Origin of the sequence: Brevibacillus brevis (genome assembly GCF_900637055.1) — a bacterium.
Lineage (GTDB): Bacteria > Bacillota > Bacilli > Brevibacillales > Brevibacillaceae > Brevibacillus > Brevibacillus brevis.
The window spans coordinates 3,942,406-3,954,723 of sequence record NZ_LR134338.1; the positions used below are offsets into that span (position 1 = coordinate 3,942,406).

Genomic DNA, 12,318 nt, shown 5'->3' on the forward strand with positions numbered 1-12,318 from the left:
GGGCGATTGGTTCAAAAAAAAGCGCCTTGGCAGACATTTTATGAAAACCGTTTTGGCACCTGCGCCGTCTAATGCTAGAGGAGGGGGAAAAAGTGAATCTGGAACAGCTCGTTTCACGCGCAAAAGATGGAGATGATGATGCCTTTTTTCAACTCGTCAGCCTTCATAAAGAACAATTATATAAAATCGCCTTCGCCTTTCTTCGTAACGAGACGGATGCATTGGAAGCCATTCAGGAAGCGACGTGCCGTTCCTATCTCAAGCTGGCACGATTGAAACAGCCTGCGTATTTTCGTACTTGGCTGACGCGCATCCTTATTCATATTTGTCTGGATGAACAAAAGCGGCGAAAACGGATCATCTTGGATCCCATGGAGGATGACGTTGAAAGTCGCGCAAGTATTCCTATGGACGACCAGAATGTCGAGCGTATTCAAATCGAAGAGGCTCTCGCTCGTCTCAGTCCGAATTATCGCCACATCATTATTTTGAAATATTTTGAAGATCGGACGATACGCGATATTGCAGAAGTACTCGGTCATCCGGAAGGTACCATCAAAACTTGGCTGCATAAGGCTTTGGGTGCACTCCGCAAAGATCTCGGGAAAGGCTGGTGAGCTTTATGAGTGAAAATGAAAAGAAGAATGCGAGTCCATTCATGGTTCCCGCTGAGATTGACCAATACATTCGAAGAGGGATGGAACAAGCAAAAGAGCTGCGTAAAAATCGGAACCGCAATCGGTGGATACGCGTTGGTTCTAGTCTGGTTGCTTGTTTGTTCATTTTCGTGTTTATTTTTTCCGTTCGCCTTTCGCCTGCTGTTGCTGCTTATGTCAGCTCGATTCCTGGAATGGAAAGGATCGTTGAGTTTCTTCGGGATGATAAAGGCTTGCAATTGGCTGTGGAACATAACCTCGTTCAAAATATTGGAGCCAGTGGTTCGGTAGAAGATGTGACTTTTACCATCGATCAAGTTTTGGCCGACGAAAAACGGATGGTCCTCTTCTATACACTAAAGCATTCTTTTACCGATAAAAAAGTAGGCTTGCATAAGATCGAGTTGTTAGACCAAACAGGAAGAGAATGGAAACACGGTGTGTCTTGGTCAAGCATGGGGAGCGAAGACCCTGTGATTCAGAATCGTATTGATATTGTCATCGAAGAAGCCACTGAAATACCTGAAGCGATGACTGCAAAGGTCACGCTAAAGATCGATAATCTCGAACAAAAGACTCCTCTCTTGATCGACTTTGCTGTAGATAAAAACAAATTCAAGACCTTTGAGAAAAAAGTGTACCCCGTGATGAAGGAAGTAACGATCGACGGTCAGCGCTTCACGATTGAACAAATCGCAGTCTTTCCTACTCAGACTGAAGTTAGCATTCGCTTTGATCCAGCTAACAAAAAGCACGTATTTGATTTTGATAAGTTAAGGCTCGAAGATGAAAAAGGAGAAACTTTCGCTTTTTGGGGAAATGGCGTTCCTGTTCGGGACAATGGTGAGAATGGGAGGGTATACCATCTGGAGAGTGTTTATTTTGTAGAACCCAAAAAGCTTATTCTCAAAGCCAATGGCATTCGTGCCATAGACAAAGATAAATTGCAAATCGTAATCGACGCGAAGACAGGCACATTAACAAAAGTGCCGAATGATCGCCTAAAATTAACGGCGCTGCGTCAAGTCGATGATGTCGTTGGCATGGACTTTTCCTTGAAGGTTCCGCCACAAGATAACCACTCTCATATCTCCTTAGGGTATGACCTGACAGACGATCTGGGAAATGAATATGATTATGTCCAAGGGACCTCCTCTTCCACAGAGGATGCATCTATTCAAAACTATTCCATGCTATTCAAGCGAAAAACAAACAAAGGTACGCCTACTTCCTATTCCTTTCCTCTGTCCAGCTATCCTGAACGACTTCAAGGTACTTTTTCTATTGAAGTCAAATAAAAAATGCCCCAACAGTGATTGCGTGACCTGCATCACTGTGGGGCATTCATTTTTTGTTCGTCGAATTAATCTATAACCGCCCAGTGATTGGTCGGCCCATGCCCGCCACCCAATTGCGGAGCTGTCTTAATCGCTTCGAAAATAAAGCGATTTGCTTTTTCAACTGCAGTGATGAGCGGTGTATTTTTTGCTAACTCTGCTGTAAGAGCCGCTGAAAACGTACAACCTGTTCCGTGCGTATGGCGTGTATGGATACGCTCATGGGATATTTCATGGAATGCGGTACCATCGAACAAAATATCAACGACAACGTCCCCTTGCATATGTCCACCCTTCATCAGGACATTGCGGGCGCCTAACGCATGCATCGCTTTTGCCCCTTCGCGCATATCGTCTGTCGTCTCGATTCTCATGCCAGTCAAGCATTCTGCTTCCGGCAAGTTAGGTGTGACGACTTCCGCCAAAGGCAACAACTCTTTTTTCAGGGCAACGATCGCCTCATCCAGAAGTAGCTTTGATCCTCCCTTGGCAATCATCACCGGGTCTACCACCAGCTTTTTCAGGCCAAATGCTTTGACCTCTTCCGCAACAGCATGAATAATATCAGCGTTAAACAGCATTCCCGTTTTCGCCGCGTCAGCGCCAAGATCGCGCAGCACCTCATGCATTTGCTGGGCAACCGCCTCTATCGGCAACGGATAAACGCCTGCTACGCCCAATGTATTTTGTGCAGTGATTGCGGTGATTGCACTCATCCCGTACACACCGAGTTGATGAAAGGTTTTCAGATCTGCCTGAATCCCAGCTCCCCCACCGCTATCTGAACCCGCTATCGTCAATGCTTTCGCAATCGTGCTCATGACATTCCCTCCTGCTTTCCACCTTTTCTCACCTGAGTATACCATCCGCTCGTCCCATTCGGTATACTAAAGGAATGTTTGCCAACAGTCATGCAAGGAGGCATCTGCATGTCCTATCGGATCTTTTATTGGTTGACCTTTTTGATTCCAACCATCATCATCGGGGGTTTTGAATTCATCCGTCACGACTTTCTGCTGCCTTATATGTCTATGGAAGCCGGAAATGTGTACATTACCCTCTTGACGCTCTTTCTCTCTTTTTTATTCGCTACGTGGATGTTTCACACCCTGAAACAAATGAATGCACGAATTGTCGAGGAACAAGCTCGTCGCGCTGTTTATGAAGAACGGGAACGCCTTGCCCGCGAATTACACGATGGAATTGCGCAGTCTCTGTTCTTCCTCAACGTAAAGCTGAAGCAGGGGCACTTGGACGATGCGCGGGTCGCTGTTTCTACTATCGACAATCATGTACGCCAAGCCATCTTTAACTTGCGCTCATTGCCAGAAGAAGGCAGTCTGGATCAACGCCTTGAGAAATGGCTGGCGCAATGGAGCGCTTTATCTGGAATTGATGTCGTAAGTGAATTGCATGTCAAAGACGGCTTTTTTACTCCTACCGCAGAAGTACAACTGTTTGGGATCATCCAAGAAGCTTTTGCAAACATTCGCAAGCATTCTCAAGCCAAGCATTCTTGGATTCACCTGACGACAGATGAAACAACTGGCTGGGTTCTCGCCGTTGAGGACGATGGCATTGGGATTTCCAACCCTTCTCCCGATACGAAAAAATACGGTTTGTCCATGATGCGCGAGCGAGCACGCCAGTTGAACGCATCCATCGATATTCAGTTGCGACCGGCAGGCGGTACGATCATCCGCTTATCTTCTCATTCAGGAGGAAAAATACAATGAACGCTTACCGTGTATTGATCGCCGACGACCACCCGATGGCTCGTATGGCCATTCGCAGCCTGCTTGATCCCGATCCCTCTTTTGAAGTCATCGGAGAAGCGCAAAATGGCGAGGAAGCCTTTCTCTTATGCGGACAAATACAACCGGATCTTGTGCTCATGGACATCAACATGCCGAAATGGAGCGGACTCGAAGCGACCCGCGAGGTCAAGAAAGCATACCCGCACATCAAGGTCGTCATTCTCAGCGTCTCCGATGACGTTGCTGACCTGATCACGGCCATTCAGTTCGGCGCCCAAGGTTACTTGCTGAAAAATTTAGAGCCTGACGACTGGATAAACTACTTGCATGCCTTGCTCGGCGAGGACAGTGAGTTGACTCGCGAAATGGCAACCCGGCTCATGTACCGGTTCCGCCAAGAAGAGGCGACGGATGAAATGGTTCCAGATGTTCTAACCCCACGAGAACGAGAGATTGTCATGTATGTGGGAGCTGGAAAAACGAATCGAGAAATAAGCGAGGCGCTGATCATCGCAGAAAACACTGTGAAAAACCACCTAAAAAACATTCTTGAAAAGCTGCAATTGGCTAATCGCGTCCAGCTCGCTGCTTATGCGGTTCGCCATCATTTGGTCAAAAAATAAAACAAAAAGCATTGCTTTCTGCTCGATCAACTGTCATCCTTAGAAAGATACGTTTTCCACAGACATAAGAAATGCAGGTGATCCGCATGATCGAAGTCAAGACCTCCAAACTAAGCAATGGAGAATTAAATAGAGGTGTATTTGCAACGCAAGATATCCGAAAAGGCGACCTGATTCATGAAGCGCCCGTGCTGCCCTATTTGAACGAAGAGCATGAGCATATTGAGAAAACCTTACTCGCGGATTATGCATTTGAGTACGGTGCTAATCACACAGCCTTCTTGTTAGGCTATGGCATGCTATTTAATCATTCCTACACGCCAAATGCCACGTATGAGATTAACTTCGACAACCACACGTTTGATTTTTATGCGTATACGGATATTCAAGCGGGTGAAGAAATCTTAATCAACTACAATGGTGATGAGGATTGCGATGATCCTCTCTGGTTTTATGAAGACCAACAGAAAGAAACAGATGATACCAAATAAGCGTATGCTGTAAAAAGAAAGAAAACCCGGAAACAGACACTTGAAAAAGTGCCCGTCCTCCGGGTTGTTTTGTGCAACTCTATCCGTCCCAAGCACTTTGGGCGGGCTTTCGCCTTATCGTGGAAAGGTATCACAGTAATCTTTATCCAGTCCAATCACCATCTTAACCTTTAAAAACTGTCTACGGAATGAGTCCGGAAAATGTTGACAGGATCACATCTTTGTTTCCTTTTTGGGAGAATCGCCCGAAACCAGGAACCCTCCCAACAGGCAGAGAATCACCCCTAGCCCTATTAAAATATAGTTATATTCAAAGGTCTGAAAATAATATTGCAGAACAAACAGCACCATCCCTAATACAATAGCGATTTTGCCAACCCATTGTTTTCTCACATTTTAATCCTCCGTGTACAAGATCTTTGGCTGTAAAACAAGAAATCCTTCATGATACCTTTTACGTTGACCCCTACCTGATCGTTTCATTTTTCTTAAAACAATACTACCTCATCAACTCCGCCAAAACGAAATGACTGGAATTTTGGCCCCTTTTTAGCCACGAAAAAAACTCCCCCTAAAATATTCATCGGTTTTAACACCAGAGTGTTTTTCCAATGTCTACTTTAAGGGGTGCACGTTAATTTTAGACGGGACTTCCTTTTTTATGAGATGCTACTCTATTAGGTCACTAGCGTTTATTTTAAATGTTCGTCGAAAAAAGCTTTAACAACATCCATTGTTTGCTGTTGTGTGAAACCGTTGTGCCCTGCTCCCTTAATCTTATACATATATGCATTGTTTCCAGCTCTGCGTAATGCATTAAAAAATTCAACGCTTTGTTCATAGGGCACTACATCATCTGCGTCACCATGCATAATCAATATGGGCGGAGCATCTGGACGAACATACTCGATGGGACTCGCTTCTCTTGCTCTCGCCTGATTTTCTTGAATGGCTCCTCCCACTAGCTTGGACTCAGGAGAATGTGGAGAATCATGGTCAAAAACAGAAGGGTATTTGCTCATGGACAGTAATTCGGTTGGCCCAAACCAATCCACAACTGCTTGAACCACACATTGATTTTCCTCTGATCCCAAAGCATCTAACCCTGCTAGTAAAGCTAAGTGTGCACCAGAGGAATCTCCCCATAGACCTACTTTGCTTGGATCTATGTTGTACATCGCAGCATTTGATTTTAGAAATTGTATCGCGTCCTTCACATCATCGAGTTGAGCCGGAAAAATAGCCTCTGAACTAAGGCGGTATTGCACGCTTGCAACGACAAACCCGCGTTTGGCAAATTCGGATAGCTGCGGGATAAAGGCGAACAAATCTTGGTCGCTCCATCCCCATCCACAACCTTGCAAATAAATAATCAATGGATAAACCTCTTTGTTACCCTCTCGATGAAATAAGGCATCCATCGGATTTCTATATACCAATAAGTTTAGCTTTAAAGGGTTGTTCCCTTTGTCGGAATAAATGATGTTTGGAATGAGTTGAACAAATGAATTTACATCTTGATCCCAGTGAAGTTCTTTAATCTCAGTTTCATAACTAACCATTCCTAAATCCTCCTTGTGTAATCATTTTTTTGAGAAGGTGGGCTCGTTGTTAGTAAAACACTTACAACGAAGTCGAAAAAATTATGCTCCCGAAGAAGCATTTTTTTTTCTAATCATGATCTCAGTAATTTCATGGATGGAGACTGCTCGCAAGACCTCTTCCATAGCTTGCTGTGCCTTCAATAAATAGATTTCCAAAACATCATGGATATTTGATCCAACCCAACAATTTGGATTGGGATTTTCATGCCAATGGAAGAGTTCACCCTCGATGACAACATCGACGGCTTGATACACGTCGTATAAAGAAATAGAACCTGGTTCTTTTAACAAGTAAGCTCCACCCGATCCACGCTTCACTCCGATTAATCCGGCTTTTTTCAAAAGCCCACTGATTTGCCGAATATATCCCGCATTAATATTCACGCTATCTGCTATTTGCTCTGAGGTCATATGATCGGTACGGACGCTGATAAGCGACAGGATATGTACTGCGATGGTGAATCTGTTACTGATTTTCATTGTACCACCCCTCGTTGTAACCAATATACTAACAACGGAAGTTGGTGTCAAGCAATCGATAGCAGTGGATGTGCGGAGACTTACTTCATCCCTTTCTCGAAAAAAGATAGCCACAGACCGGGCTTCACTTCTTTTTGATCCGCCAGAGTGAATCCATGTCTTCCATACAATCGAACGGCCGGTTCATTCAAGGAACCAGTCGCGACGACTATCTTGCTGCAGCCATGCTCGTGGACAGAGGCAAGCAATTGACTCGCGATCCCCTTTCGAAAATGAACAGGGTCCACGATCATCCGATGTATATCTAACGTTTCTCCTTCTATCACAAAAGAAACAGCCCCTGCAAGCTCACCTTCCGCTAAGTAGCCAAAAAACGTTTCTCCACATGTTCTCAGTTGTTCTACTGATTCTCGCAGGGGAGGAATATCTTCCGTTCCAATTAGCTCCGCCTCTACACGATATGCTCTTTGCTGCATGTTCCAAAGTTTTTGTACCGTTTGTTCATCCTGTAAATCTAGTCGTACGATCATTTCGTTTTCCCCCGTATTTTAACTGTCTGGTGCTGCTTCAAAGCTATAGTACACATAAGGATCTTTCGGGGCGGAGACAGCTTCAACCTGAGAGGCTTTGAGAACGAGCATGTCGTATCCGTCTACCTGACGCAGCTCGAGCTTTCCGCGAACTTTTACCCAGCTGTCTTTTGCCCATTTGTTCGCGTCCTCCTTTTCCACCAGTACGCCATAAACACTGGAATCTGCTGTACAGCAGGTGACGGAAAAACGCGCTACGACAAACTGCTGCTTCGTAAAATCAGGCTGCCGATATACAAATCCCATCGTCTCAAGTTCTTTTCCAGCAAATTCTTTTGCATATAGCTCCATCGTGGTGAGACCGTCCAGGAACACTTTGTCATCCAGCTTAATCACTGGCTGTTTATGTAAAAAGACGGCGATATCCGTGTAAAAGTCACCAAATCCCCCGTTCGAGAATCGCTGCCGCAATTGTTCGTCGTTTGTCGCTTGTACCGGAGGTGTTGCTACTTGCTTGGTAGCCTCTGGCTGTGTTTCTACGTTTGGCTCGGCATCTTCTTTTACCTCTGCTGTCTGCTTCTCATTCTCTGTTGCATTTGCATTTGCATTCGCGTTCGCCGTAACATCCGCCAGCTTTCGTACATCATTGCTGAGTAGCGTGATCCCCCGCTTCTCGGCTACATCGCTGCCAAGAATTTTATCCGGCATGACAAATCCCATCACAATGGGGAGCACAAACAAGCCATAAACCAAAAGGGAGCCCATAGGTGTACGCGGTACTTTGTGCTGCTCCTCACAATCGCAATCGTAAACGCTACTGCCTACAAAAATTTGACGTATGCTGACAATTGTCAACAGGGCTAGAATGACGAGCGTGACATAACTGAACATGTGCAAACGCGGTGCGAGATAGTGACTGAGCGTTTCCGACAGGATCAAATAGGCCAACAATGCTGTAATGCCCGCCAATATCAGACTGCGCATGACATGATGACGCTTCAATTTGTTCTGATCCATATTTTCCTCCTTACATCGGTATAAGCATGGTGACGCAAATGACCAAAAGCGTAATAGCCACGACCAGTTTGACAACAAAACCAAAGCGAAACGTTCCAAATAGCATCAACGTCGTTTTCAAATCGAGCATGGGACCGAACACCAGAAAGGCAAGCAACGAGCTGCTTGAAAACGTATTGGCAAAGGAAGCAGCGATAAACGCATCTGCCTCTGAACATAGCGAAAACAAATACGCCATCCCCATCATGACCAAATTGGAGGTGAGTGGTGTTTGACCAATGTCCATGAGCGTATCCCGGCTGATATATACCTGTAGAAGCGCGCTGATAAATGCACCAAACAACAAATATTTTCCCATGTCAAAAAATTCGTCCACCGCGTGGGCAAATGTCGAGGACAGCTTTCCACTCGTCCCTTTCACATGGTCGGCTTCATGACTGATTTGCGATTCCATGCCATGCCGTATCGGATTTTTTTTGACAAACAGGAAGACAAGCATGCCTACAATAAGCGCAACAACGAATCCCGCAATGCCCCGGTAGAGAGCCATTTCCGGCTGACGGGCGAAAGCGACATAGGTCGATGACAAAACAACGGGATTCACAATCGGTCCAGCCAATAAGAAAACAATCCCGACTGACAGCGGCATCCCTTTTTGAATCAAGCGACGAACCACTGGGATAATCGCACATTCACATACGGGGAACAAAAACCCGAGCAATCCGGCAAACGGCAGGGCCACGAGTGGATGCTTCGGTGTCCAGCGCCTCACCTGCTCTTCTGTCACAAACGTCTGGATAAACGCAGAAAAGAATACACCCAAGAGGACAAACGGGATTGCTTCCAGCCAAATACTCAGGAAAAAGGTTTTCACATCAAGCCACAAAGGGGACCACTCTATTCTCCAACCGGAAAACCAGCTGCTGTCTCTGCCCATTGATAACCAAACGACACTTAGTCCAAGCAGGAGCGCCCCGATTATTTCAAACAGGAATTGGCGAATCTTCAGAATCAAGTGGGAGTTCTCTCCTCTCTTTTTACAAATAGGTATCATTCCTATTTATATACAGACATTTAAATTTCCTTCTTGTCCTTATACTTTTTTTCAAGATGAACAGGTTGTACAGCCTTCCCTTCCCCCTTTTTCCGTCTTATAATGGTGAAAAATGGAACGGTTCGGGGTGAATGAAGTGAGTGAAGACATTCAGCGCATTCCCACTGATCTAGAGGTTTGTGAAGTACAAACGATCGATGAAGATAAAGTAAACAGGCTTCGCCCCAGAATGATGGAAACGGAAGGTGTCGCCCCTCTCTTCAAGGCTCTCGCAGACGATACGCGAGCAAAAATCATTTACGCGCTTGCACTTGAAGGAGAGCTATGCGTTTGTGATGTCGCAGCAACCATCAATAGTTCGATCCCCAATACCTCTCACCATCTGCGCTTGCTAAAAAACATGGGCCTCGCCCGGTACCGCAAAAACGGCAAGCTCGTCTATTACTCACTCGATGATGATCATGTCCGTCATTTAATCATGTGTGGTATTGAGCATGCTGCCGAATTGAAGCAATCAAAACCGTAAATCCACTGGATTTTATACTGGTCCGTCACTATGAGTGACGGCCTTTTTTTGCTGATGCTCAACAAACATTCAAATAATTACTTGAATATAATAATGAATGTGGTATGATTTAGTTAACCCTTACTGGAAAGAAGGCCCAAATCATGAACGACTATGACGTCATCATAATTGGCGGAGGACAGGCAGGACTTGCTCTCGGATATGCACTCAAGCGTAAAAATCGCCGCTTTGTCATCTTGGAGCAAAACAAACGGATCGGTGATAGTTGGCGGCAGCGGTACGATTCACTCGTACTTTTTACACCACGCAAATATAATCATCTACCTGGTCTCGCTTTCCCAGGAGAGCCGCATACACTCCCAAACAAAGACGATGCAGCAGACTATCTGGAATTGTACGCGAAACATTTCGAATTGCCAGTCATGCTGGGTACAACCGTTTTGGAACTAAGCCATACCGGATCTAGATTTCAGGTTCGGACACCAGACAGCATGCTCTTTGCGAACCAGGTAGTGATAGCTACGGGTCCCTTTCATACACCCTATATCCCGGCTATCGCAAACAGCTTGGACCGTACCATTCGTCAATGGCACACCGAACAGTATAAAAATGAAAGCCAACTCATTGACGGTCCTGTCCTCGTCGTGGGCAGCGGCAATTCTGGGGCACAAATTGCAGTAGAGCTCGCCGCTCATCGCCCCGTTGTTTTTTCACAAGGAGAATCACGTTCTTACTTGCCGCTCTTTATTTTTGGAAAACCTATATTTGATTACATGAAGGCACTCGGGTTACTCGATGCCCCCCGCTCCAGCTGGCTTGGACAAAAAATGAGTCAAGCACCTGATCCGATATTCGGTTACAAAAAACAGGTCCGCGAACTGTCCAGAACCGGAGCATTGCGATTGGTTTCCCGAGCAGTACAAGTGAACGGAAATACCGCTACTTTTGCGGATGGAACACAAGCAACGGTCAACAACATATTGTGGGCTACCGGCTTTCGACCGAACTACGATTGGCTAAATGTTCCTAATGTGCTCGATTCCCATGGCCGACCGATTCATCATCGAGGGATAACAAAAGTTTCTGGCCTATCCTTTCTCGGGCTGCCCTGGCAGCATACACGAGGATCAGCACTTATGGGCGGTGTAGGGAATGACGCGCTTTATTTAGCAGAGCATCTATAAATATGATTCTTTTATTAGGAGGACACAATCATGGGCTTTCACCATCACGATCATGGAGATGGTCACGATCATCATCACCATGGAAAAGGAGCCAGCAAACGAGCTCTTCTCATTTCTTTCCTCATTATTGCTGTATTTTTGGTTGTAGAAACCATCGGGGGCTTCCTCACCAATAGTTTGGCATTGCTCTCTGATGCTGGGCATATGTTAAGCGATGCATTAGCGCTACTGTTGAGCTTGATCGCTGTTCATTTCGCTGCACGGCCACCTTCGGCAAAGAGAACATTCGGGATGAAACGCTTTGAAATATTGGCTGCACTGACCAATGGTGTGACACTTGTTTTGATTTCCTTGTTCATTTTCTGGGAAGGATTCCAACGCATGTGGAATCCGCCTGAGGTTGCCAGTGGCTCCATGATCCTCATCGCCAGTGTAGGTCTCTTGGCAAATATTGCTGCAGCCTTTGTACTCATGCGTGGTGATACCAAAAATAACGTTAATGTACGCAGTGCCTATCTTCACGTTCTCGGCGATCTTCTCGGTTCCGTAGGTGCAATCGCGGGCGGTATCTTGATGTGGGCATTTGGCTGGTACATTGCCGACCCGATCATCAGTATCGTCGTAGCGATCCTGATCATGCTGAGCGCATGGCGCGTAACGAAAGAATCCGTCAATATTTTGCTGGAAGGCGCTCCTTCACGGCTGGATACAACAAAAGTGGAAGAGCGACTCAGTCAGCTATCAGGAGTTATCAAAGTGCATGACCTCCACATTTGGACGGTTACTTCCGGATTTGATTCTCTGACATGCCACCTCGTTGTTGAGGACGATTTGCCCAGCTACCCTGTGTTAAATGACGCGCTGGCCCTTTTGGAAAAAGAATTCGGCATTACACACGCTACCATCCAAATTGAGAACTCGTCTACTACACACAGTGACTTACATTGCCAGGCAACATCCGATTCCCATGACCACGATCATGACCACGATCATGACCATGACCATGACCACGCCCATCCGCATGATCATAAGCAACATAGCCATTCCTAACAAAAGAAA

At 45.8% G+C, this 12,318-nt stretch carries 15 protein-coding genes; 8 read left to right on the forward strand and 7 right to left on the reverse strand.

Annotated features, from left to right (window positions below):
* Positions 1-71: 71 nt before the first annotated feature.
* Both EL268_RS18820 and EL268_RS18825 read left to right on the forward strand, forming a co-directional pair.
* Positions 72-617: a sigma-70 family RNA polymerase sigma factor gene (locus EL268_RS18820; RefSeq protein ID WP_106652750.1), complete on the forward strand. Its 546-nt coding sequence runs from the start codon at positions 72-74 to the stop codon at positions 615-617.
* Positions 618-622: 5 nt separating this feature from the next.
* Entirely contained in the window at positions 623-1,954 is a 1,332-nt protein-coding gene (locus tag EL268_RS18825) for a DUF4179 domain-containing protein (RefSeq protein ID WP_106652749.1), read from the forward strand.
* A 65-nt stretch (positions 1,955-2,019) separates the two neighbouring features.
* Here the strand turns inward: EL268_RS18825 and thiD are convergent, their stop codons facing one another.
* Positions 2,020-2,814, reverse strand: a complete 795-nt coding sequence (thiD, locus tag EL268_RS18830) for a bifunctional hydroxymethylpyrimidine kinase/phosphomethylpyrimidine kinase (protein WP_106652748.1) — start codon at positions 2,812-2,814, stop codon at positions 2,020-2,022.
* A gap of 108 nt (positions 2,815-2,922) precedes the next feature.
* Between thiD and EL268_RS18835 the strand changes: the two genes are divergently transcribed.
* From EL268_RS18835 to EL268_RS18845, 3 genes are all read left to right on the forward strand, one after another.
* On the forward strand, positions 2,923-3,729 hold the full coding sequence (locus EL268_RS18835; protein WP_106652747.1) for a sensor histidine kinase: 807 nt from the start codon (positions 2,923-2,925) through the stop codon (positions 3,727-3,729).
* Positions 3,726-4,373, forward strand: a complete 648-nt coding sequence (locus EL268_RS18840; protein ID WP_106652746.1) for a response regulator — start codon at positions 3,726-3,728, stop codon at positions 4,371-4,373. The genes EL268_RS18835 and EL268_RS18840 overlap by 4 nt, the downstream gene beginning before the upstream one ends.
* Before the next feature lie 86 nt (positions 4,374-4,459).
* On the forward strand, positions 4,460-4,864 hold the full coding sequence (locus tag EL268_RS18845) for an SET domain-containing protein (RefSeq protein WP_012685826.1): 405 nt from the start codon (positions 4,460-4,462) through the stop codon (positions 4,862-4,864).
* Between the two features lie 213 nt (positions 4,865-5,077).
* Here EL268_RS18845 and EL268_RS18850 read toward each other — a convergent pair whose 3' ends face one another.
* From EL268_RS18850 to EL268_RS18875, 6 genes are all read right to left on the reverse strand, one after another.
* On the reverse strand, positions 5,078-5,257 hold the full coding sequence (locus EL268_RS18850; protein WP_106652745.1) for a hypothetical protein: 180 nt from the start codon (positions 5,255-5,257) through the stop codon (positions 5,078-5,080).
* A gap of 299 nt (positions 5,258-5,556) precedes the next feature.
* The gene (locus EL268_RS18855; protein ID WP_106652744.1) at positions 5,557-6,426 is read right to left on the reverse strand and encodes an alpha/beta hydrolase; all 870 of its coding nucleotides are present in this window, start codon (positions 6,424-6,426) and stop codon (positions 5,557-5,559) included.
* Positions 6,427-6,507: 81 nt separating this feature from the next.
* The gene (locus EL268_RS18860) at positions 6,508-6,948 is read right to left on the reverse strand and encodes an Rrf2 family transcriptional regulator (RefSeq protein ID WP_106652743.1); all 441 of its coding nucleotides are present in this window, start codon (positions 6,946-6,948) and stop codon (positions 6,508-6,510) included.
* 80 nt (positions 6,949-7,028) lie between these two features.
* A complete protein-coding gene (locus EL268_RS18865; protein WP_106652742.1) occupies positions 7,029-7,478 on the reverse strand; it encodes a GNAT family N-acetyltransferase in 450 nt (149 codons plus the stop codon).
* An 18-nt stretch (positions 7,479-7,496) separates the two neighbouring features.
* Positions 7,497-8,495, reverse strand: coding sequence for a TIGR03943 family putative permease subunit (locus EL268_RS18870; protein ID WP_106652741.1), 999 nt, complete (start codon positions 8,493-8,495; stop codon positions 7,497-7,499).
* A gap of 10 nt (positions 8,496-8,505) precedes the next feature.
* Positions 8,506-9,432, reverse strand: a complete 927-nt coding sequence (locus EL268_RS18875; RefSeq protein WP_429791276.1) for a permease — start codon at positions 9,430-9,432, stop codon at positions 8,506-8,508.
* Positions 9,433-9,661: 229 nt separating this feature from the next.
* On the opposite strand from EL268_RS18875, the gene EL268_RS18880 reads away from it, so the two are divergent.
* The 3 genes from EL268_RS18880 (at position 9,662) to EL268_RS18890 (ending at position 12,309) form a co-directional block, all read left to right on the forward strand.
* Entirely contained in the window at positions 9,662-10,075 is a 414-nt protein-coding gene (locus EL268_RS18880) for an ArsR/SmtB family transcription factor (RefSeq protein WP_106652739.1), read from the forward strand.
* 143 nt (positions 10,076-10,218) lie between these two features.
* A complete protein-coding gene (locus EL268_RS18885; protein WP_106652738.1) occupies positions 10,219-11,259 on the forward strand; it encodes a flavin-containing monooxygenase in 1,041 nt (346 codons plus the stop codon).
* A gap of 30 nt (positions 11,260-11,289) precedes the next feature.
* The gene (locus tag EL268_RS18890) at positions 11,290-12,309 is read left to right on the forward strand and encodes a cation diffusion facilitator family transporter (protein ID WP_106652737.1); all 1,020 of its coding nucleotides are present in this window, start codon (positions 11,290-11,292) and stop codon (positions 12,307-12,309) included.
* The last annotated feature ends 9 nt before the right edge of the window (positions 12,310-12,318 follow it).